19 protein-coding genes and 1 pseudogene are annotated in these 22,136 nt (G+C 70.6%); 6 read left to right on the plus strand and 14 right to left on the minus strand.

The genetic code is table 11. The features are described from left to right. Positions 1-24: 24 nt before the first annotated feature. The gene (locus tag G4Z16_RS10355) at positions 25-630 is read right to left on the minus strand and encodes a DNA-3-methyladenine glycosylase I (RefSeq protein WP_197350546.1); all 606 of its coding nucleotides are present in this window, start codon (positions 628-630) and stop codon (positions 25-27) included. Further along, on the minus strand, positions 620-1,081 hold the full coding sequence (locus G4Z16_RS10360) for a DivIVA domain-containing protein (protein ID WP_197350547.1): 462 nt from the start codon (positions 1,079-1,081) through the stop codon (positions 620-622). Before G4Z16_RS10360 ends, G4Z16_RS10355 begins: the two co-directional genes overlap by 11 nt. A 230-nt stretch (positions 1,082-1,311) precedes the next feature. Between G4Z16_RS10360 and folP the strand changes: the two genes are divergently transcribed. Beyond that, a complete protein-coding gene (folP, locus tag G4Z16_RS10365; protein ID WP_197354316.1) occupies positions 1,312-2,181 on the plus strand; it encodes a dihydropteroate synthase in 870 nt (289 codons plus the stop codon). Between the two features lie 46 nt (positions 2,182-2,227). Here folP and G4Z16_RS10370 read toward each other — a convergent pair whose 3' ends face one another. Both G4Z16_RS10370 and dapE read right to left on the minus strand, forming a co-directional pair. Beyond that, entirely contained in the window at positions 2,228-2,980 is a 753-nt protein-coding gene (locus G4Z16_RS10370; protein ID WP_028434122.1) for an LOG family protein, read from the minus strand. Positions 2,981-3,100: 120 nt separating this feature from the next. Then, positions 3,101-4,180 carry a succinyl-diaminopimelate desuccinylase gene (gene dapE / locus G4Z16_RS10375; RefSeq protein ID WP_197350548.1) on the minus strand — a complete coding sequence of 360 codons (1,080 nt, stop codon included), beginning with the start codon at positions 4,178-4,180 and terminating at the stop codon, positions 3,101-3,103. Between the two features lie 51 nt (positions 4,181-4,231). On the opposite strand from dapE, the gene G4Z16_RS10380 reads away from it, so the two are divergent. Both G4Z16_RS10380 and G4Z16_RS10385 read left to right on the plus strand, forming a co-directional pair. Further along, positions 4,232-5,257 carry a VldE C-terminal domain-containing protein gene (locus tag G4Z16_RS10380; RefSeq protein ID WP_197350549.1) on the plus strand — a complete coding sequence of 342 codons (1,026 nt, stop codon included), beginning with the start codon at positions 4,232-4,234 and terminating at the stop codon, positions 5,255-5,257. A gap of 386 nt (positions 5,258-5,643) precedes the next feature. Then, entirely contained in the window at positions 5,644-6,168 is a 525-nt protein-coding gene (locus G4Z16_RS10385; protein WP_197350550.1) for an ATP-binding protein, read from the plus strand. 109 nt (positions 6,169-6,277) lie between these two features. Here the strand turns inward: G4Z16_RS10385 and dapC are convergent, their stop codons facing one another. Continuing rightward, a complete protein-coding gene (gene dapC / locus G4Z16_RS10390; protein ID WP_246531263.1) occupies positions 6,278-7,348 on the minus strand; it encodes a succinyldiaminopimelate transaminase in 1,071 nt (356 codons plus the stop codon). A gap of 192 nt (positions 7,349-7,540) precedes the next feature. After that, positions 7,541-7,867: a ferredoxin gene (fdxA, locus tag G4Z16_RS10395; RefSeq protein WP_027764481.1), complete on the minus strand. Its 327-nt coding sequence runs from the start codon at positions 7,865-7,867 to the stop codon at positions 7,541-7,543. 139 nt (positions 7,868-8,006) lie between these two features. Here fdxA and G4Z16_RS10400 point away from each other — a divergent pair. After that, positions 8,007-9,091, plus strand: a pseudogene (locus G4Z16_RS10400) (GNAT family N-acetyltransferase). A gap of 6 nt (positions 9,092-9,097) precedes the next feature. Next, positions 9,098-10,111: a transglutaminase-like domain-containing protein gene (locus tag G4Z16_RS10405; protein ID WP_281393682.1), complete on the plus strand. Its 1,014-nt coding sequence runs from the start codon at positions 9,098-9,100 to the stop codon at positions 10,109-10,111. A gap of 417 nt (positions 10,112-10,528) precedes the next feature. Here G4Z16_RS10405 and G4Z16_RS10410 read toward each other — a convergent pair whose 3' ends face one another. From G4Z16_RS10410 to G4Z16_RS10425, 4 genes are all read right to left on the minus strand, one after another. Next, positions 10,529-12,637 (minus strand): peptidoglycan binding domain-containing protein, encoded by a 2,109-nt coding sequence (locus G4Z16_RS10410; protein ID WP_197350552.1) that lies wholly within the window; start codon positions 12,635-12,637, stop codon positions 10,529-10,531. 129 nt (positions 12,638-12,766) lie between these two features. Further along, positions 12,767-13,237, minus strand: a complete 471-nt coding sequence (locus G4Z16_RS10415) for a DUF6113 family protein (RefSeq protein WP_197350553.1) — start codon at positions 13,235-13,237, stop codon at positions 12,767-12,769. Then, a complete protein-coding gene (gene mshB / locus G4Z16_RS10420) occupies positions 13,234-14,172 on the minus strand; it encodes an N-acetyl-1-D-myo-inositol-2-amino-2-deoxy-alpha-D-glucopyranoside deacetylase (protein ID WP_197350554.1) in 939 nt (312 codons plus the stop codon). The genes G4Z16_RS10415 and mshB overlap by 4 nt, the downstream gene beginning before the upstream one ends. 31 nt (positions 14,173-14,203) lie before the next feature. Further along, on the minus strand, positions 14,204-14,398 hold the full coding sequence (locus G4Z16_RS10425) for a hypothetical protein (RefSeq protein ID WP_028434116.1): 195 nt from the start codon (positions 14,396-14,398) through the stop codon (positions 14,204-14,206). Between the two features lie 240 nt (positions 14,399-14,638). Between G4Z16_RS10425 and G4Z16_RS10430 the strand changes: the two genes are divergently transcribed. Then, positions 14,639-16,864 carry a prolyl oligopeptidase family serine peptidase gene (locus G4Z16_RS10430; protein WP_197350555.1) on the plus strand — a complete coding sequence of 742 codons (2,226 nt, stop codon included), beginning with the start codon at positions 14,639-14,641 and terminating at the stop codon, positions 16,862-16,864. 109 nt (positions 16,865-16,973) lie between these two features. On the opposite strand, the gene G4Z16_RS10435 is transcribed toward G4Z16_RS10430, so the two are convergent. From G4Z16_RS10435 to G4Z16_RS10450, 4 genes are all read right to left on the minus strand, one after another. Then, positions 16,974-18,080, minus strand: a complete 1,107-nt coding sequence (locus G4Z16_RS10435) for an ABC transporter ATP-binding protein (RefSeq protein WP_197350556.1) — start codon at positions 18,078-18,080, stop codon at positions 16,974-16,976. Positions 18,081-18,094: 14 nt separating this feature from the next. After that, complete coding sequence (locus tag G4Z16_RS10440) at positions 18,095-19,168, minus strand: ABC transporter ATP-binding protein (protein ID WP_197350557.1); 1,074 nt, start codon at positions 19,166-19,168, stop codon at positions 18,095-18,097. 10 nt (positions 19,169-19,178) lie between these two features. After that, positions 19,179-20,156 carry an ABC transporter permease gene (locus tag G4Z16_RS10445; RefSeq protein WP_197350558.1) on the minus strand — a complete coding sequence of 326 codons (978 nt, stop codon included), beginning with the start codon at positions 20,154-20,156 and terminating at the stop codon, positions 19,179-19,181. Positions 20,157-20,305: 149 nt separating this feature from the next. Beyond that, positions 20,306-22,099, minus strand: a complete 1,794-nt coding sequence (locus G4Z16_RS10450) for an ABC transporter substrate-binding protein (protein WP_197350559.1) — start codon at positions 22,097-22,099, stop codon at positions 20,306-20,308. Positions 22,100-22,136 lie beyond the last annotated feature (37 nt).

The raw sequence follows: 22,136 nt of genomic DNA on the forward strand, positions 1-22,136 counted from the left end.
GCCGCCGGGGCCGGCGTCCGGCCGTCAGCCGGCGCCGGCTCCCATCTCGTCCCGCGCCCAGCAGTCGGCCAGGTGATCGTTGACAAGGCCGCACGCCTGCATCATTGCGTACGCCGTGGTGGGGCCGACGAAGCGGAAGCCGCGCTTCTTCAGGTCCTTCGCCAGGGCTGTCGACTCCGGTGTGACGGCGGGGATCTCGCCGTGCGTACGCGGTGCCGAGCGCCGTTCCGGGTCGGGGGCGAACGACCAGATCAGCGCATCCAGTTCGCCCTCGCCGAGCGAGGCCGCGACCTGCGCGTTGGCGACGGCAGCCCGGATCTTCGCGCGGTTGCGGATGATGCCGGTATCGCCGAGCAGCCGCTCCTCGTCCTCCGCCGTGAAGGCCGCCACCTTCGCGATGTGGAAGCCCGCGAAGGCCGCGCGGAAGCCCTCGCGGCGGCGCAGGATCGTCAGCCACGACAGACCGGACTGGAACGCCTCGAGACACAGCCGCTCGAAGAGGGAGTCGTCACCGTGGACGGGGCGGCCCCACTCGGTGTCGTGGTACTCGACGTAGTCGTCGGCGGACAGCCCCCACGGGCAGCGCAGCACCCCGTCGCGGCCCGGCTGCGCGCCTCCCTCAACGGCCATCGGGCCGCTCCTGCACTTCCTGCACGAAATTCCCCGTACCGTAATCGCCGAAATCGCCGCTGCCGCCGGGACCGCCGCCGCCCGTGGCGCCAGGCCCCCGGCCGACGCCCGGGTCCCCGCGCCCCATCGCCGCCGCCTGGGCGCCCGCCAGCGCCGACTCCAGCTCCGCGATGCGGGCGTCGCGCTCGGCCAGCTCGGCCCCGAGCCTGTCCAGCACGTCGTCGACCTGCTGCATCCGGTATCCCCTCGCCGTGACCGGCAGCCGCAGCCCGTCCACGTCCAGCCGGCTGACGGGACGGCCCGCCGGCAGCGGCTCGTCGAGCTGATCGGGCGGGGCGTCCCTGAGGCCGCCGGTGACGGCGCCGCCCCGACCGTCCCCGGAACTGCCCACCACGGCGAGCGTGACCGCGGCGACGACCACGGCAAGCGAGATCAGCAGGAACCAGAACACGGCCAACTCCCCGAGGAATTCTCCGCGAGAGGGCCCTCTCGCGAGCTTTCTGCGAGAGGGCCCTCTCGCAGACGTCCGGATGACTACGGCTTCCTATGGTCCCTGATCGTGCCACGCCCCACTGACACAACCGACAGGTCCGGAAGCGGAGCGCCCACCACCGCCCGTTAAGGTCGACTCCGGGGGGAAACGGCGCATGCCTCCCCTCTGTGCCGAGCGAGAGGATGGCGATGCTGCGCCTGGGGACACGCGAATTCGGTCCGCACGAGATGGTGATCATGGCCATCGTGAACCGGACGCCGGACTCCTTCTACGACCGTGGTGCCACCTTCCTCGACGAGCCCGCGCTGGAGCGGGTCGAGAAGGCAGTGGCCGAGGGCGCGGACATCATCGACATCGGCGGCGTGAAGGCCGGACCCGGCGAGGAGGTGTCGGCCGAGGAGGAGGCGCGGCGCACCGTCGGCTTCGTGGCCGAGGTCCGCCGCCGCCATCCGGACGTCGTCATCAGCGTGGACACCTGGCGCCACGAGGTCGGCGAGGCGGTGTGCGCCGCCGGTGCGGATCTGATCAACGACGCCTGGGGCGGGGTCGATCCGGCGCTCGCCGAGGTCGCCGCCCGGCACGGAGTCGGCCTGGTGTGCACGCACGCGGGAGGCGCCGAGCCGCGCACGCGTCCGCACCGGGTCAGCTACGACGGCGAGGGCGGCGTGATGGCCGACATCCTGCGCGTGACGCTGGGCCTGGCCGAGCGTGCCGTCGCTCTGGGAGTGCCCAGGGACGCCGTCCTCATCGACCCCGGGCACGACTTCGGCAAGTCCACGCGGCACTCGCTCGAAGCCACCCGCGGGCTGGAGGAGATGACGCGCAGCGGCTGGCCGGTGCTCGTGTCGCTGTCCAACAAGGACTTCGTGGGCGAGACGCTCGATGTGTCCCTGCAGGGGCGGCTGACGGGCACCCTCGCCACCACCGCGATCTCGGCCTGGCTCGGTGCGCGCGTCTACCGTGTCCACGAGGTCGCGGAGACGCGTCAGGTACTGGAGATGGTCGCGTCGATCGCGGGGCACCGGCCGCCCGCCGTGGCGCGGCGCGGGCTCGCCTGAGCGGAGCCGGCGCCGCGGGCCCGGCAGGAGCTTTCGCGCCCGGCCCTCAGCCGGCTTCCTTGGTGACGACGGCGACGGCCTCCTCGATGTCGTCCGTGACGTGGAAGAGCTCGACATCGCGCGCGGACGCCTTGCCCTGTGCGACGACCGACCCGTGCAGCCAGTCCACGAGGCCCTGCCAGTAGCCGCTGCCGAAGAGAACGATGGGGAAGCGCGTGACCTTCTTGGTCTGCACGAGGGTCATCGCCTCGAACAGCTCGTCCATCGTCCCGAGCCCGCCGGGCAGGACGACGAAACCCTGCGCGTACTTCACGAACATCGTCTTGCGCACGAAGAAGTAGCGGAAGTTCACGCCGATGTCGACGTAGGGGTTGAGGCCCTGCTCGAAGGGCAGCTCGATGCCGAGTCCGACGGAGGTCCCGCCCGCCTCGAGCGCTCCCTTGTTGGCGGCCTCCATCGCGCCCGGGCCGCCGCCGGTGATCACGCCGAAGCCGGCCTCGGTCAGCGCGGCCCCGATCCGCACGCCCGCTTCGTACTCCGGCGAGTCGACCGGCGTACGGGCGGACCCGAAGACGCTGATGGCGGGGCCGAGTTCCGCGAGGGCACCGAAGCCCTCCACGAACTCCGACTGGATGCGCATCACCCGCCACGGGTCCTGGTGCACCCAGTCCGAAGGTCCGGTGGTGTCCAGCAGCCGCTGGTCGGTCGTCTCGGCCTGCATCTGCTTGCGGCGGCGCACCACCGGACCGAGACGCTGCTCGCGCGGCTTCCGTGCTCGGTCCCGCTCCGTGCTGGTCATCCCACGCTCCCTCCGGACTGCGATCATTCTGATTCAGCGTACGCACGGAGAGCCCGTACCGACGTGACAGAGAGCGTCACTCCGCCCGGCGGGAACCCGGCGTGCGGGTGTACGGCGGGTTCAGGCCGTGAGCCAGGTGCGGAGCCGTTCCTCGCAGTGGAGGATCTTCGACGTCTCCACACGCTCGTCGCGCTTGTGTGCCAGGTTCGGGTCGCCGGGGCCGTAGTTCACGGCCGGGACGCCGAGCGCGCTGAAGCGTGAGACGTCCGTCCATCCGTACTTGGGCTGCGGCTCCCCTCCCACAGCGTCGGTGAACGCCTTCGCCGCGGGATGGGAGAGGCCGGGCAGGGCGCCGCCCGAGCTGTCGTCCACGGTCAGCTCCCACTCGCCGCACCCGGAGAACACCTCCCGCACGTGTGCGAGGGCCTGCTCCTCGTCGATGTCGGGGGCGTAGCGGTAGTTGACGGTGACGGTGCAGGCGTCGGGGATGACGTTCCCCGCGACGCCGCCCTCGACGCGGACGGCGTTGAGCCCCTCCCTGTACTCCAGGCCGTCGATCACCTTCCGGCGCGGCTCGTACGAGGCGAGCCGGGACAGGATCGGAGCGGCGGCGTGGATCGCGTTCTCGCCCATCCAGCCGCGCGCGGAGTGGGCCCGCACGCCGGTGGTGCGCAGCAGGACGCGCAGCGTGCCCTGGCAGCCGCCCTCGACCTGACCGCTGGAGGGCTCCAGCAGTACGGCGAAGTCACCGGCCAGCCAGTCGGGGTGGGCGTCGGCGACGTGGCCGAGACCGTTGAGGTGCGCGGCGACCTCTTCGTTGTCGTAGAAGACGAAGGTGAGATCGCGGTTGGGCTCCGGCACGGTCGCCGCGATGCGCAGCTGCACGGCCACGCCGGCCTTCATGTCGCTCGTGCCGCAGCCCCACAGCACGCCCGAGTCGTCGAGGCGTGACGGGACGTTCCCGGCGATGGGCACCGTGTCGATGTGACCGGCGAGGATGACGCGTTCGCCGCGTCCGAGCCGGGTGCGGGCGACCACGTTGTTGCCGTGCCGGTCGACGGTCAGATGGGGAAGGGCGCGCAGGGCGGTCTCGACGGCGTCGGCGAGAGGCCGCTCGTTCCCGCTCTCCGAGGGGAAATCCACGAGCTGAGCGGTCAGCTGAGCGGCGTTCTGATTCAGGTCGAGTCCGTTGTGCGGCATGAAAACAGCCTACGGGCGGCGGGACTTGGCAGAGCCGCTACCTTTGTGCCCGTGTCCCCCTCGGAATCCTCTCCCCAGAAGTCCCGCGCCAGAGGCCTTCGCATAGCAGCGGCATCCACGGTGCTGCTGGTCATCGCCGGTTACGTGGCGACGCAGTACGTCACCAGCAGCACCGGACCGGCCCGGTGCATCGTCAGAACCGCCGGCGAGAAGCCGGAGGACTACGAGATCAAACCCGAGCAGGCGGCCAACGCCGCGACGATCACAGCCGTGGCCTCCCAGCGCGGCCTGCCGGAGCGCGCGGTCACGATAGCCCTGGCCACGGCCATGCAGGAGTCCGCGCTGCGGAACATCGAACACGGTGACCGCGATTCGCTGGGCCTGTTCCAGCAGCGTCCGTCGCAGGGATGGGGCACCGAGCGGCAGATCCAGGATCCCGTGTATTCCTCGGGGAAGTTCTACGACCATCTAGTGCAGATTCCCGGCTACTCGCGGCTGCCGCTGACCGTGGCGGCGCAGCGCGTGCAGCGCAGCGGCTTCCCGCAGGCGTACGCGAAGCACGAGACGCACGCGTCGCTTCTGACCGCCGCGCTGACCGGCCGCCGGGCCGCCGCGTTCAACTGCACCACGGGGCCCGCCGGGGGCGACGGCAAGGCCGGCAGCGCGACACAGCTGCGGGCGCGCCTCGTGCGGGAGTTCGGCACGGGAGTACTGCCAGGGCAGAAGGGGGACGCACCGGCGCCGCCCGCCGGCGACGCCGCCCTGGGCGAGGGCGGCGGTCCCGGCACCTACGGCCGGGACACGGGCGAGGACGTCCTCGCGACGGGCGGCGGGCTGCGCGCTGCGGACGACGACTCCTCGCTGGTGACCATTCCGGTCCGTCCCGGCCGACGCGGCTGGGAGCTGGCGCACTGGGCGGTGGCGAACGCCTCGGACATGCACATCGAGCAGATCTCCTACCGCAACCGCGTCTGGGACGCGTCCAGTTCGGAGGAGGGCTGGCGCCCGCTGGAGGACTCGGACGGCGGGGCGAACGGCGACGGCTCCGTCCGCGTTCGGCTCGCGACGGGGAAGTAGCGCTACGGCCCGCGGCCCGTGGCGCCCGGGCCGCGGCTCCACTCCGGCCCGGCGCGACACCCGTTCGGGCAAACACCGCGCGCCCATCACCTTCGGGGGAATCCCGTATTGCCGTGTGGACGCGGCAGGTTCGGGGGACGTGGCGCACGCATTTCCACAACGCCCCTGCCACAGACGGGGTTTGCCCCTTTTGCAGCCCTGATGAGCAGGCACGGAAGGCCGGTTCGGCACGGCCGATCATGTGACGCATTGCCAATCCTTTACCCCGGCGGCCCGCAACTTTCCGGCTCCCCGAGGCGATAGGCACAGCGCCCGGCCCGGCGATTGCCCGGCCGGGCTCGCATCACGTTTTCCGTAGCAGTAGATCTCTCCGTCAAAGGAGCAACATGTCCCTCCCTCTCACGCGCCGGATCGCCAAGACCGTGCTGCTGACGGCCGCGGGCGCCGCCTCTGTCGTTGGTACGGCCGGTGCCGCTAGTGCCGCCGAACTGCCGACGACCGCTGATGTGAGCGGGCTGAGCCTCCCGGACAGCGGCGCCACCAGCACCCTCGACAACACCACGAAGGGCGCCCGCACGCTCACCCCGATGAGCAGCCCGGTCGACACCGCCAACGGTGCCGCTGCCTCCGGCGTCAAGGCCGCCGGCAGCGACACCGACCGGGTCGCTCCGCAGACCAGGGAGTTCGCGGGCGACACCGCCGACGGTGCCGCCAAGGGTCTGCAGCAGCCTGCGAATGGCCAGCAGCAGCCGGCCCAGCAGGACCAGAGGCTGCCCGCCGCCCAGAAGCCGGCGGCCGACACCGCTCAGCCTCAGCAGACCCTTGACAGGGCCGTTCCGGTCAAGGGCCTGCTCGGTAGCCAGAAGGTGCTGCCGAACGGTCTGGGAACCGCCTCGGTCGCCGGCCTCTGACACCGGCGCGCAAGCGCGAACACATGAGGAAGGGCCGCGGAGAGATCTCTCCGCGGCCCTTCCTCATGGTGTGCGAAGCGCCCGGCCCGCCCCGGACCCCGCTTGCAGGTCAGCTCTCCAACCGGCGAACCGCGGCCGCGACGCGCTCATCGGTCGCCGTGAGCGCGACGCGCACGAACCGTTCGCCCGCGGTGCCGTAGAAGTCTCCCGGCGCGACGAGCACTCCGAGCTTGGACAGGTCGCCGACGGTGTCCCAGCACGGCTCGTCGCGCGTCGCCCAGAGGTAGAGGGACGCCTCGCTGTGCTCGATGCGGAAGCCGCGCCCCTCGAGCGCCGTACGCAGGGCAGCGCGGCGGGCCGCGTAACGCTCCCGCTGCTGCGCCACATGCGCGTCGTCGCCGAGCGCGGCGACCGTCGCGGCCTGCACGGGAGCGGGGACCATCATTCCGCCGTGCTTGCGGATGTGCAGCAACTCCCCCAGCACCGCCGGGTCGCCGGCCACGAAGGCCGCCCGGTATCCCGCGAGATTGGACCGCTTGGAGAGCGAGTGGACGGCGACGACGCCCTCGTACGAGCCGCCGCAGACCTCCGGGTGCAGCACCGAGACCGGGTCGGTGTCCCAGCCGAGCTCCAGATAGCACTCGTCACTGACGAGCAGCACACCGTGCTCCCGTGCCCACGCGACGGTGCGGGTCAGCTGCTCCGCGTCCAGGACCCGTCCCGTCGGGTTGGAGGGCGAGTTCAGCCACAGCAGGCGCAGACCGTCCGGGTCGAGCTCCGTGGGGTCGTCGTAGACGACCGGCTCGGCGCGGGCGAGGCGCGCGCCCACCTCGTACGTCGGGTAGGCGAGCCGCGGATACGCCACGCGGTCGCCCGGGCCGAGGCCGAGCTGGGTGGGCAGCCACGCGACGAACTCCTTGGAACCGACGACAGGCAGCACGTTCCGGTGCGTCAACTGCGCGGCGCCCAGGCGGCGTTCGCACCAGCCCGTGATGGCGTCCCGGAGTTCGGCGGTGCCCCACACGGTGGGGTAGCCGGGGCTGTCGGCGGCGTCGGTCAGGGCGCGCCGGATCAGCTCTGGGACGGGGTCGACGGGCGTGCCCACGGAGAGGTCGACGATGCCGCCGTCATGCGCGGCAGCGGCCGCCTTGTAGGGCTCCAGCTTGTCCCAGGGGAACACGGGGAGGCGTGCGGAGACGGACGAACCGGAGAGACCGGCCCCACCGGTGGGACCTGTCGGACCTGTCGGACCTGTGGAAGAGGCCACGGGATGACTCGCTTTCTGCTGTGAAACACGCGGTCCCGCACGCCCGCCGGAGGGACCGGCGCACTGTGCGGGACCACGGACCGCGGAACGGGGACCGCCGCGGTGTCACTCGTCGTGGCTCTGCGGGGGCAGCGCGGCGATGACCGGGTGATCCCGCTCGATCAGACCGAGCTTGCTGGCCCCGCCGGGCGAACCGAGCTCGTCGAAGAACTCCACGTTCGCCTTGTAGTAGTCCTTCCACTCCTCAGGAGTGTCGTCCTCGTAGAAGATCGCCTCGACCGGGCAGACCGGTTCGCAGGCACCGCAGTCGACGCATTCGTCCGGGTGGATGTACAAGGACCGCTGGCCCTCGTAGATGCAGTCGACGGGGCACTCCTCGATGCAGGCCTTGTCCTTAAGGTCGACACAAGGCTCCGCGATGACGTAGGTCACGCTGTCGTTCCTCCTCAATAGGGCCGGCGGACCGGTGTCGGGTGTCCGCCGCTGGGCGCGCGGGAGCGCGGCGTCGTCGATGCCCGTCCTAGTATCTCCGTTCCTGGTACCGAGACGAACAGGAGGGGCAGGTAGAGCAGTGGAATTCACCACCGGCGGACGCCTCGAGGTCCGAATCACTGTGTCTGACGTGGGCAAACGTGTTTCTGTCCGGTCCTTGACGGGGACCGGAGGACGGCACGCCACCTTCACCGACACGGTCGGCGTTCTCACATCCTGGAACGACGGTGTGCTCCACATCACCCGCCGCAGCGGACAGAGCGTGCCGATCGACGAATCGGCGCTGGTGGCCGGGAAGGTCGTGCCCGGCGCACCGGCCCGGCGGCGCGGCATCCCTGCTGCGAGCGTACGTGAACTCGTCGAGGTGGCGGCCCGCGGATGGCCCGCCGTCGAGACCGAACGCCTGGGCGGCTGGACGCTCAGGGCGAGCGCGCAGGAGGCGGCGCATGCCGGCGGCGCGTCCGGTGGCCGGCGTGAGGGATTCACGGCGCGGGCCAACTCCGTACTGCCGCTGGACGATCCCGGTCTGCCGCTCGCGGAGGCGCTGACGCTGGCGCGCCGCTGGTACGAGGCGCGCCGGCTCGTGCCGCGCGTGCAGGTCACGACGGGCGGCGAGCGCACGGACGAACTGCTCGCCGCGGAGCTGGAGGAGCGCGGCTGGACGGGCGAGCGGTACGCGCTGCTCCGGGTGGCCGCGCTGGCGCCGCTGGCCGACCGCGAGCCGGACGGCCGCGTGCGGCTCGCTCGCGCTCCCGCGGACGGTTCTCGCTCTACCGCCGCGCCGGTGAAATGCCGGGCGCCGCAAGGAAGGTGCTGACGGGCGGCCCGTCCGTCTGGTTCGCGACCGTGCAGGGCGACTACGGTGCGCCCGGTCGGGCAGGCGGCGCGGACGGGAACGAGGCGGGCAATGCGGCAGCGATCGGCCGGTGTGTGATCGACGGTCGCTGGGCGGGCTTCGCCGCGATAGAGGTCGCTCCGGGACACCGGCGGCAGGGGCTGGCGACCGCGGTGATGGCCGAGTTGGCGCGGGCGGCACTCGTCGAGGGCGCGTCCGCCGCGTATCTCCAGGTGGAGCGCGACAACGAGGCGGCACGCGCGCTGTACGACGGGATGGGCTTCGCCGACCACCACGCCTACCACTACCGCCGCGCCCCGGAGGACTGATCCGCATTGGCAGACGAGGAGACGGGCAAAGGCCCCGGCCCGGGCCGGGGTGAAGGCGACGACGGCGGCAACGGAGGGGACGGCGGCAGCAACCGCGAACGGTTCGCGGAGGCCGCACGCGACGAGCGCCCCGATCTGGCGCTGCTGTGCCTGCTGATCGGTGTCGAGGCGGCCGCCGCGCACACGGTGGCGCACCGGGGGAAGGACAAGCGCGGTCCGCGGAGCCGGGACGACCGGGACGCGGACAGCCACCTCGAAGGAGACGAGGGCGAGGGCACGCCGCCGGACGGCCACGAGCGGTCGGTCCTGGAGGCGCAGATCGAACTCGACCGCCTCGCCGGGCTGTTGCCGTACGCCCCCTCGCGTACACCCGAGGAATGGGCCCGCGCGCTCGGCCGGCTGCTGGGGACGGAGCACGGATTCCACGGGGCTCCCGAGGACTACCAGCGGCTGGAGTCGTCCCTGCTGCAGTCGGTTCTGCGGCGCCGACGCGGGCTGCCGATCCTGCTGTCCGTCGTCTGGATGGAGGTGGCGCGGCGTGCCGGCGCTCCGGTGTACGGGGTGGGTCTGCCGGGCCACTTCGTGGTCGGCTTCGGCGATCCGGCCGGGGAGCACGCCCTCGCCGACCCGTACAACGGCGGCCGTCTGCTCTCCTCCGGCGACCTGGAGCTGCTGCTGGCGGGCGCGACGGGCATGCGCAGGCCGCTGTCGGCCGCGACGCTGCTTCCGGCGGGGCCGCTGGAGACGGTGCTGCGGATCCTGAACAACATCCGCGCCTGGGCCTCCGCACGTCCCGAACAGTCGGGCGTGCAGCTGTGGGCGCTCGACCTCTCCCTGCTCCTGCCGCACCGTCCGGCGCGGCTGCGGTACGAGCGGGCACGGCTGCTCGTCGATCGCGGCGACTTCCTCGGCGGTGCGGCGGAGTTGGAGGAGTACGCGTCGGCGGTCGAGGCGATGGAGCCGTCCGAGGCGGAGTCGGTACGCAGCGCGGCGCGGGCCGCCAGAGCGCGGCTCAACTGAACGTTCACGTCCGGGAGTTGCGGTACGCGCGCCCTGCGGGCGTGGCCTCCGGGCTTGCGGTACGGGCGCGTCACATCCAGCCCTTGCCGGGGGCCAGGCGTGGCGACCCGCCACGATTGCGTGCGCCCGTCTTCTGGATCGCGTCCGCCCGGTCCGAGGAGGGCGAACGTCTCACCCGGGCGAAGACCGACGGTGAGGTCCGAGAGCGCACGCACCGAGCCATTGCTCCTGCTCACGCCCGCGAACTCCACCGCAGGAGACTCATTTCCGTGGTCGTGCGACCACGACCGCGTTCGCGGCGGCCCGCCGTGCGGTGCCGCAAGTCGTGAGCTGCGTTTGACGGTTGTCAGCAGTGCCGGCGACCCGCCGCCTGCGGTGGGGGCGGGGGCGCCGGAGTTCGCGACGCCCCCGGATCTCTCACTGCGGGTTCAGCGGGATCTCCTGCACGCGCTTGGCGGGGCTCGTCTCCTTGAGTGCGAGACGCAGGGCACCGGCGACGTCCTGCGGCGTGACCGGCGTCTTGCTGCCGTCACCGCGGGTGATCTTCACACCGTCGAAGGTCGTGCCGTACAGGGTCCGCAGCACCGGCAGGTCGTAGGTGTCGACCAGGGTGCCGTTCACCGGCTTCATCGACAGGAACTTCGGCAGCGACTTCTCCGGGCTGAACTGGATCGAGGCATCACCGGCCTTGATCGTCACAAGTCCGGACATGGCGGGCTTGCCGAAGTCCCGGATGGCCCTGGCGATTTCCTTCTTGCCGACCTGCGGCTGCTGCGTCGACACGGGCAGCCGGACGGGGCTGTTGTTCCCGGTGGCGGCACGCGCGCGGTACGCCTTCTCCAGCTCCTGGCTGGCATCGCCGGCGTCGATTCCCTTGTGCGTCTTGCCCGGTACGGCGACGGCCTTGCCCCTGACGAACTTGACCATCCCGTCCTTGGGGCTGCCGCCGATGCCCGTCTGCTTGGAGATCTGCGAGATGGCCGACGCCATCTTCTCCTGGTCGATCTCCAGCGCGGGCTCGGCCTCCCGCTCGGCGCCGAAGAGCGAGCCGATGACGGAGACCGGGTTGTAGTCGCGTCCGGCGGCGTTGCGCACCGTCGCCTCGGTGTCCAGCGTCATGCCCGCGACGCTCGGCTTGAGCTTGGCCTTCTGGTCCCCGGCGACGACGGTGAACGCCTGCGTCGTGCGGTTGCCGAAGGCCGCGTCCAGCTTGTTCACGGCCTCGTGACGGCTCATCCCGCCGATCTCGACGCCGAGCACGGCGGTGCCGTTGGGCACGTCCGCGTGGTCGAGGAGCAGGCCGGCCCCGTAGGCGATGCCGACGATGCCCAGGACACCGGCCCCTGCGAGCATCAGCTTCGAACGGCCGCCGGAGGGGACGTCGTCGTCGTGGTCCCGGGACGAGGCGCGCTCGAAGGGCGAGCCGGACCTGCTGCCGACCTCGTCGTCGGCCAGGCGCGGAGCCCGGCTCATGAGGGTTTCGCCGGCGATGCGGTCCTTCTCGGACTCCTCCTCCGCGACGGCCCTGCCAGCGCCGCCGGGCGCACCGTAGGCGGGCAGTCCGCCGGTGCTGCCGGTTTCGCGCGCGAGCATCTCCTCGCCGATCCCGCCCGGCGCGAACGGCGCGCGGCCGGTGCCCAGTCCGAGAGTCGAACTCGCGGCGGCCTCGGGCGGCGCACCGCCCTGGCCGGGCCGCGGGGGCAGCGGCATGTCGCCGCTCACGGGACCGGTCGTCGGCCCGTCCTGGCCCACGCCGGGCTCGTCGTGAGTGGGTGTGCCTCCGGGCGGGGTGTCCGTGCCGGGCACGGGGTAGGAGCCGGTGTCGTACGGATCGCTCGACCCGTACGAGTCGCCCAGGCCGTAGGGGTTCGTGACGCCGTACGGGTCCTGGGTGCCGTAAGGGGACTCGCCCGCTCCCGGTGACGTACCGGGCCCACCGGGCCCGGGCCAGCCGGAACCCGCGCCGGGACCGGTGGCAGCCGGACCTGCGGCGCCGTTGCCGGCACCCGAACTGCCGGATGCGGGCTTGCTCTTGCGCGGCGCGAACCAGTCGCTGGTCTCCTGCTTCTCACCGCCGCCCGAGGTCTCCTCCGACGACCGTGACGTGCCGGGCGGCGGGGTACCCGGCGGGCCGGCCACCGCACCGGGACCGGCTCCCGGGACACCGTCGCCGGGGGCGCGCAGGGGATGAGCGCCGTCGGCCGGCGAGGCTCCCTTCTGCTCGGCGCCGCTCGCCGTGCCGCCCGCACCTTCGCCCTTGCCGCCGGACTCGCCTTCGCTGACCGGCGTCCGCATCACGACAGGCGGAATCGGCCGCGAGCCGGGGATGTTGATCCGGATGCGGGTGGTCAACGTCGTCTCGGTCTTGCGGTCTTCGGGCTTCCGCTGTGCGTCCGAGGCCGATGATTCCTCCGAGTCCGCGGACTCCCCGGCGGCGCCGGGGCCGTACGGCTCGGTGCCCGGTGGGTACGACGCACCGCCACGGCCCTGTGGCCCGGAGGACGAACGGTCAGTTTCACGACTCAAAGCAGGTACTCCCGGTTGGGTTCACCGCCCATCATGCTTGTCCCAGGACGGTTCGCCGGCGCGCACCAGCTTACTTGGGGTCGCCGCCCCGGGACCCCCTCCCTCGCAATCCCCTGGACAGCGGCCTCATCAGCGGTACTTGTCCGCTGGCACTGGCGGTGCCGGCAGCGAGATGGTGGCACACATCACAGCGGCGAGCACCCCGCCCAGTAGAAAGACATATGAACCAATGCCCGCCCCGAAGGCGAAGTCGCCCTCCGGCCGCGGTGACGTCAGCAGGAATACCGTGACAACCCACCCCGCACCGGGCGCCGCGGCCCCCACCCGCGTACGGCACAACTTGGCACCGCCCCAGAAGAGTCCGACGGCGCCGGCCAGGGCGAGCAGCAGACCGCCGGGGAACCAGGCGCTCTGCACCAGCGCTCCGGCGGCCGCCGTCAGAACTCCGAGCACGAGCAGCAACAGGTAGACGCCCATGCGTGCCGTACGGGCCGCGGGGACCCGCTCGGGCCACGGAGGCTTTGCCGGGCCGGTGCCCGGTCCCCGGCCGGACGGCCGCCCCCACTGCCCGCGCCCGTTCTCGTCACGCTCGCCGCTCATGCATCCGCTCCTGCGAACAAGTCCTGTGTGATGCCGCCGGAATGCTCCCCCGGCGGATGGGCAAGGCGGTAGTACTCGGTGCTGATCAAAGGCTGGCCCAGGCCGTTGGAGAGGGCGAAGGTGTCGCCGGCAACGCTGATCTGGGTCGCGTGCGCGCGCATGGCGGCCGCCTTCGCCGCCGCGTGTGCCCGTCCGTCGACCACCGCGTCCACGGACTTCTCGTCGTCCACGAGCCCCGGCACGTCCTCCGGTTCCGCCACCGCGGAGTACCGGGACGGTGACGCGGCCCGCAGCCGCGTGAAGCCCTCCTCGACGACCGCGCGGGGCACGCAGTTCCAGTAGACGCGCGCCACTCGGTGCGGCTCGCCGGCACCGGGCTCGAAGTCCCCGTCCGGGGCCAGTTCGGCGGCGCGCATCGCGACGCGGTGGGCCTTGATGTGGTCGGGGTGGCCGTAGCCGCCGTCCGGGTCGTAGGTGACCATCACCTGAGGGCGCACCTCGCGGATGACGCGGACCAGATGCAGCGCGGCCTCGTCGAGAGGGGCCTGCCAGAAGCACTCGGGCCGCAGATTCGTGGAGAGGCCCATCATCCCGGAGTCACGGTAGCGGCCGGGACCGCCGAGGAAGCGGTGGTCGGTGACGCCCAACTCCCGCATGGCGTCGGCGAGTTCGCCCATGCGATGACGTCCGAGCGGAGTGATCTCCCCCGCGGGCGCGGCCGGTTCCTGTGCCGGCTCCCCCGGCTCCGGCTGCTCGGGGGCGAGGTGCGCCAGCTCCGCGGGGATGACTTCGCCCTCCTCGCCCAGGGTGCAGGTCACCAGCGTGACGTGGACGCCCTCGGCGGCGTACTTGGCCATGGTGGCGCCGTTGTTGATCGACTCGTCGTCCGGGTGCGCGTGCACCAGGAGCAGACGCCGGTCAGGGGCTGCGCTCATGCCCCTGACCCTACGGCTCCCCTCGGACAGGTCAGAACTTGATGTCCCCGAGCATGCCCGCCACATTCGTCGTCAGCTCGTTGATCGTCGGAGCGATGGACGAGCCGGCCAGGTAGAAGCCCAACAGCACGCACACGACGGCGTGCCCGGCTTTCAGCCCGGCCTTCTTGACGAGCAGAAGGACGATGATCAAGAGCAGCACGACCGCCGAAATCGAGAGTGCCACGGCGGTTCACCTCCAAGTACGCGCGGTCGGGCGACGGATCCGGACAGCATGAGCCCATGACACGAGCGGGACACCGGCGTCATACCCGGCTCCCGTCTCGCGCAATGGATCATAACTATCCGTCAGATGGCATGGGCCGGGTGCACGGGTGCAGACGAGGGGCGCATATTCGATTCCGGCCACCGCTGGGGGCGCTCCCACGAAGTGGGGGAGCACCCGCCAGGCTCTACGCTCTGCCGCATGGCCACTACTTTCCCCCGGCAGTACGCACGGACCCAGCGCTTCACCCTGGGCGCCCCGCGCGCTTTCAGCGTCGCACCCGATGGATCGCGCGTCGTCTTCCTCCGCTCCCGCGAGGGCACTGACCGGGCCAATCTCCTTTGGGTACGCGAACCGTCCGGTGCGCGCGAGTACGTCGCCGCCGACCCGGCGAGCCTGCTCGGAGGCGCGGAGGAGGAGCTCTCCGCGGAGGAGCGCGCCCGCCGTGAACGCAGCCGCGAAGGTTCTGCCGGAATCGTCGGATATGCCACTGACATGGCCGTCGAATGCGCCTCTTTCGCCCTCTCGGGGCGTCTGTTCGTGACGGATCTGCGGACAGGCGAGTGCCGGCAGCTGGACACACCGGAACCCGTCGTCGACCCCCGCCCCTCCCCCGACGGGACGCGCGTGGCCTACGTCTCGGGCGGCGCCCTGCGCCTCATCCGCACCGACGGCACCGGCGACAGCGTGCTGGCCGCCCCGGAGAACGACCGGATCACATACGGTCTGGCCGAATTCATCGCCGCCGAGGAGATGGACCGCAACAGGGGCTTCTGGTGGTCTCCGGACGGCGGGCAGCTGCTCGTAGCGCGAGCCGACGACTCCCCCGTGCAGCGGTGGCACATCGCCGACCCGGCGCACCCGGATCAGCAGCCGTCCGAGGTGGCCTATCCGGCGGCGGGCACGGCGAACGCCGACGTCACACTGCGTCTGGTGAACGCGGACGGCGGCGAGGGCCTCGACGTCGAGTGGGACCGCGCGCACTTCCCCTACCTCGCCCGCGTCCACTGGTCGCCGGGAGGGCCGCCGCTGCTGCTCGTCCAGTCGCGCGACCAGCGCACGCAGTTGTACCTCGGCGTCGACACCGTCACGGGCGCCACCAGCACCCTCCACACGGAGCAGGACGCCGACTGGCTGGAGCTGTTCCCGGGCGTTCCCGCCTGGACGCCGGACGGACGGCTCGTGCGCATCGACGACGCGTCGGGGGCGCGCGTGCTGACGGTGGGCCAGGTCGCCTTCACGGACGCCTCGTTGCACGTCCGGTCCGTGCTCGACATCGGCGCGGACGGGGTGCTCCTCTCCGCCTCGGCGGGTGCCGCGGCCGACGGGGATCCCGGAGCGGTCGGCGACATCGGAGTCCACTTCGCGCGGTTCGCCGAGGACGGCTCGTGCGGTGGCGTCGAGCGCCTGACGGACCCGGACGGCGAAGCCGCCGCGGACGACGGGACCGAAGGCGTGACGGGCAGCGGCGGGCGGCCACACGTGGCCTCCGCCGTGCGCGGCGGTGACACCCTCGTGCTCTCCACCGCCTCGCTCTCGCGTCCCGGCTCGCGGGTCTCCGTCCTGCGCTTGGACGGCGGGGACGGCGGTGCGTTCACGCTCAAGTCCTTGGACGTAGTGCCGTCGCAGGCCGAACGGCCCCAGCTCGTCACGGCGCCGCGGCTGCTGCTCACCGGCGAGCGCCGGATCCCCGCGGGCCTCGTGCTGCCCACGGGCCACCGGGACGGTGACGGCCCGCTGCCCGTCCTCATGGACCCCTACGGCGGTCCGCACGGCCAGCGCGTGGTCGCGGCGCACAACGCCTGGCTCACCTCGCAGTGGTTCGCCGACCAGGGCTTCGCGGTGATCGTGGCCGACGGGCGGGGCACGCCCGGCCGTTCACCGGCGTGGGAGAAGGCGGTCTCGCGGGACATCGCCGACGTCACGCTCGACGACCAGATCGAGGCGCTGCGGTCGCTCGCGGCGGACCATCCGCTGGACCTGACGCGCGTCGCCATCCGCGGCTGGTCGTACGGCGGTTACCTCGCCGCGCTCGCCGTGCTGCGCCGTCCCGACGTCTTCCACACGGCGGTCGTGGGCGCGCCCGTCACCGACTGGCGGCTGTACGACACGCACTACACCGAGCGCTACTGCGGCATGCCGGACCAGGACGCGGACGTGTACGCGCGCACCTCGGTGATCACCGACGACGGGCTCTCCGGCGCCGCGTCGCAGCACCGTCCGCTCATGCTGATCCACGGGCTGGCTGACGACAACGTGGCCGCCGCGCACACGCTGCGGCTCTCCTCGGCACTCCTCGCGGCGGGCCGCCCGCACGAGATGCTGCCCCTCTCCGGCGTCACGCACATGACGCCGCAGGAGCAGATCGCGGAGAACCTGCTGCTGCTCCAAGTGGCCTTCCTCAAGCGCACGTTGAGCGTGGCGTAGCGGGACAGCGGCGCGCGCACAGCGGGGCGCCTCCGCGAACTCGTCGCGCAGGCGCCCCGGCGGGCCCCGCAAGGCCTGTTGGACGAAGGGCGCAGCCCCTGGCGGTGTCCTAGGACTCCATCGCCTTGAGCGCCGCGTCCAGGACGATCTCCTCGTCGCGGCCCGTCGTCGAGCCCTCCTCCGGGAAGTGGCACGCCGTGAGATGCCCGGCCGTGTTGCCCGTGATCTGGACGAGCGGCGGTTCCTCGGTGGCGCACTTGTCCTGCGCCTTCCAGCAGCGCGTACGGAAGCGGCAGCCCGAGGGCGGGTTGATGGGCGAGGGCACGTCGCCGGCGAGGCGGATGCGCTCGCGCTGCTCGTCCTCGCTGTCCTCCAGCTTCGCCTCCGGCACGGCCGACAGCAGCGCGTGCGTGTACGGGTGGCGGGGGCGCTGGTAGATCGAGTCGCGGTCGCCGACCTCGACGATCTTCCCCAGGTACATCACCGCGAGGCGCTGCGAGAAGTGCCGGACGATCGCCAGGTCGTGCGCGATGAAGACGAAGGCGATGCCCATGTCGCGCTGCACCTGCTGGAGCAGGTTGACGACCTGCGCCTGGATGGACACGTCCAGCGCGGAGACCGGCTCGTCCGCAACGATCAGCTTCGGCTTCAGCGCGAGGGCGCGTGCGACGCCGATGCGCTGCCGCTGTCCGCCGGAGAACTCGTGCGGGAAGCGGTTGTAGTGCTCCGGGTTGAGACCGACGGTCTCGAGCATCTCCCGGATGCGCTTCTCGCGTCCGCCGGGCGGGTTGATCCCGTTGACCTCCATCGGGTTGCCGATGATGGAGCCGACCGTCTGCCGCGGGTTCAGCGACGAGTACGGGTCCTGGAAGATCATCTGGATCTCGGAGCGTACCGGCGCCATTTCCTTGCGGCTGGCGTGCGAGATGTCCCGGCCGCGGTAGCTGATCTTGCCCCGCGTGGGCTCCAGCAGCCGCGTCAGCAGCCGTCCGGTCGTGGACTTGCCGCAGCCGGACTCGCCGACGAGACCGAAGCTCTCGCCCGGCATCACACTCAGGTCGATGCCGTCGACGGCCTGGACCGCGCCCACCTGCCGCTTGAAGGGAAAGCCGCCCATGATGGGGAAGTGCTTGGTCAGGCCCTCGACCTTCATCAGGGGCTCGCCCGAGCGCGGCACGTCGTCCTGCGGCTTGGTCAGGGTGAGTTCTTCGCTCATTGCTGTGATTCTCCCTAGCCCAGCCGGGGTTTGATCTGCTCGATGAAGAAGGTCTGCTTCTGCTCGGCCGTCAGGTGGCAGGCGGCGCCACGTCCTTCCGGCAGCACGGGCCGGTCGGCGCTGCACGACTTGTCGCCGGCCACCTCGTCCACGTAGTTGCACCGGGGGTGGAACGGGCAGCCCGGCGGCGGCGCGAGCAGGCTCGGCGGTGTGCCCTTGATCGGGACGAGCTCTTCGTTGACGTCACCGGACAGGCGCGGCATGGAGCTCAGCAGGCCCCAGGTGTAGGGGTGCCGGGGTGAACGCAGCACCTCGGCGACGGTTCCGCGCTCCACGGCACGGCCGCCGTACATCACGAGGATGTCGTCGGCGACGTTGGCGATCACACCCAGGTCGTGGGTGATGAAGATGATCGCCGAACCGAACTCCTGCTGGAGGTCCTTGAGCAGGTCGAGGATCTGGGCCTGGACCGTCACGTCGAGCGCGGTCGTCGGCTCGTCGGCGATGAGCAGGTCCGGGTTGCACACGAGAGCCATCGCGATCATGGCCCGCTGCCGCATGCCGCCGCTGAACTGGTGCGGGTAATCGTCCACGCGCAGCTTGGCGTTGGGGATGCCAACCTTGTCCAGCATCTCGACGGCGCGCAGATGCGCGTCGCGCTTGGAGGCGCCCGTGTGCTTGCGGTACGGCTCGGCGATCTGACGGCCCACCGTGTAGTACGGCGAGAGCGCCGTCAGCGGGTCCTGGAAGATCATCGCCATCTTGTTGCCGCGCAGCGACTCGAGCGTCTTCTCGCGGGCGGAGGTCAACTCCTGTCCGTCCAGCAGGATTTCACCCGAGACGTCGGTCTTCTTCGGGTTGTGGAGCCCGAGGATGGACAGGTTCGTCACCGACTTGCCGGAGCCGGACTCGCCGACGATCCCGAGGGTGCGGCCACGCTCCAGGTCGAAGGAGAGGCCGTCGACGGCCTTGACGGTGCCGCCCTCGGTGTCGAAGTGCACATAGAGGTCGCGTACGGAGAGGAACGCGCCGGACGCTCCCGCATCGCGCGGGGCCGGGACGTCCGCTTCCTGGGTCAGGGTGGTCACAGCGGTACTCCTAGGCCAGCCGCACGCGCGGATCGATGAATGCGTAAGCGGCGTCCACGATGACGTTGAAGAGGATGATGAAGGTCGCCGAGAAGAGCATGACGCCCATCACCATGGGCAGGTCGGTGTTCTGGACGGAGTCGACCGCCAGCTGACCGACGCCCGGGAGCGAGAACGTCCACTCCGTGATCATCGCGCCGCCGAGGAGCGACCCGAGGTCCACGCCGAAGATGGTGACGATGGGGATGAGCGAGCCGCGCCAGGCGTATCGGAAGAAGACGAACCTCGCCGACATGCCCTTGGCCCGCGCCGTGCGGACGTGGTCCTCGGCGAGCTGCTCGATCATCGAAGAACGCGACAGACGCGTGTAGTTCGCGGTGAAGATGATCTGGATCACGAGCCATGGGATGAGCAGGCCCATGAACCAGGCGCCCGGGTCCTCCGAGAGAGGCACGTACTTGGGCTGGTCCATGATCCCCAGGTTGAACACGAACAGCGCGAGGACGAGCGGGCCGATGAAGTAGATCTGCATCGAGCTGAGCACGAGAGAGATCGTGCTGAAGAACTTGTCCGCCATCGTGCCGCGCTTCCAGGCGGCGATCATGCCGGCGCCGAGGCCGATGAACAGGAAGACGACCGCGCCGCCGATAGAGAGCGAGACCGTGGTCGGGAAGCGGTCGAGGATCGTGTCCCAGACCGGCTCCGAGTTGGCGAACGAGTAGCCGAAGCACGGTGCCGGGCAAGCGCCCTGGGCGAAGGTCCGGCCGGCGAAGATGCCGACCATGAAGTGCCAGTACTGCATCGGGATGGGCTCGTCGATGCCCATGTTCTTGCGGATGATCTCCAGCGCGTCCGGTGTGCAGTTCTTGCCACAGGCAAGCATCGCCGGATCTCGCGGTACGGCGTAGAAGAGGAAGAAGGTGACCGCACTGATGACCAGCAGGATCACCATCGCGCCGAGGAACCGGCGGACGAGGAAACGAAGCATGACGGAACGCAGCTCTCGTGGGCAGCGGATTCAGTGGTGGGGGAACGGCCCGTGGCGCCCTCCCCTGGAGAGACCCCCTTGGGGGTCCCCCCGGTGCAGCAAGGGGGAGGGCACCACGGCCGGCGCGTGCAACCGCGCCGTGTGCGCTGTTACTTCTTGATGTACAGCTGGGTCGGGTCGATGCTGCTGAGGACGTCATTCATGACGGCGCCACCAACCTTCGATCCGTACAGCTGGATCTGCTTGTAGTACATCAGCGGAACGTCGGGCAGGTCCTCCTTGAGGATCTTGTCCGCGAGCTTTGCCCACTCCTTCGAGGCAGTGTCCGCGTTCTTGATCTTGGAGATGCGGTCCATCTCCTTGTTCATCTTCGGGTTGTTGTAGTGCGAGTAGTTCGACGCACCGTCCTGCACCTGGCGGCCGTCCAGAGTCGGCGGAACCACGGTGGAGGCACTCGGCCAGTCGGCACCCCAAGAGGAGTGGTACATGTCGTACTTGTTCTTGATCTTGCCGATCTGGTCGTAGTACGTGTCGGTGACGATGTCCTTGAGCTGGACGTTGAACCCGGCCTTCTTGAGGTTGTCCTTGGCCGCGATCGAGAAGTCGGACCACTCGGGCGAGTTCTGGTAGGCGAAGGTGATCTTCGTGCCGGTCTTGCCGGCCTCCTTCAGAATCCGCTTGGCCTTCTTCACGTCACCCTGCGGGTTCTTGACCTTGCCGTAGGGGTCGGACTCGGTGTGGCCACCGACCGTCGGGCTCAGGTAGTTACCCGCCAGCTCACCGCCGCCGGAACCACCGAAGGCCTGCAGCAGCGACTGGGCCGGCAGCGCGTACGCGATGGCCTCGCGGACCCGCTTGTCCTTCAGCCGGTCCATGTTGAGCGAGATCTTGCCGACGTAGGGCTGGTAACCCGACAGCGAGCGCTTCTTGACCGACGGGTCGGACCGCACCGACTGCATGCTGGAAGCGTCGACCTGGTTGTTGTAGCTGACCGCGGTCTTGTTCTCGGCGCTGTCGGAGACGAGCCGCTTGGTCGATGCCTCGTAGGAGACGCCGAACTGGATGTTGTGCGAGTCCGGGTACTGGTGCCGGACCGAGTCCGTGTTCGGGTCCCACTCGGTGTTGCGGACCAGCTTCATGCTCTTGCCGGACTTGAAGGATTCGATCTTGTACGGACCGGAAGCCACCGGCTTCTTGTCGTACTTCTCCTTCGTGTCGCCCTTCTCCTGGACCGCGGCGTATCCGGCCATGCCCAGCGCGTAGGGCAGGTCGGGCTGCGGGTCCTTGAAGTGGAAGACGATCGTCTTGTCGTTGGGCGTCTCGAGGGTCTTGTCCGGCAGGTGGTCACCCTTGTAGGGGCCGTCCGGCAGGAGCTTGCGGTAGCCGGTGCCGCTCTTGCCTGCCAGCCACTGCTGGATGAAGACCGGGCCTTCGGAGACGAACGGCGCGAACTGCCGCTCGAAGGTGTGACGGATGTCCTTCGACGTGATGGGGGTGCCGTCCTCCCACTTCACGCCGTCCTTCAGCGTGTACTTCCAGCTCCTCTTGTCCTTCGAAGCCGTACCGCTGTCGGTCGCGAGGTCGCCGACGACCGTGTACTTGCCGGCGTTGTCGCGCTTGTAGGTGGTCAGACGACGGTGGATGAGGGTCGACATCGTGCCCTCGTCGCTGACGTACATCTGCGCGGGGTCGAGGTGGGCGAAGCTGTCGCGCGCGTAGACGGTCAGGTCGCCGCCCTTCTTGGCGCCCTTGATCGGCTCAGCCGGACCCTTCGACGCCGCGGCGTCACCGAAGTCGTACTTGACCTGCTGCTTGGCGGCGTCGTCCTTGCTCACGCCGCCGGCGTCACCTCCGCCGCCGCTGCTGCAACCGGTAAGGAGGAGCGCCCCGGCTGCGAGCCCCACGACGGAGACGCGCGCCGTACGCATTCTGAATCTGCTCATGGTGGTGGTAGCACCTGCCTGTCGATTGTTAGTTGCT

Origin of the sequence: Streptomyces bathyalis, assembly GCF_015910445.1 — a bacterium.
GTDB lineage: Bacteria > Actinomycetota > Actinomycetes > Streptomycetales > Streptomycetaceae > Streptomyces > Streptomyces bathyalis.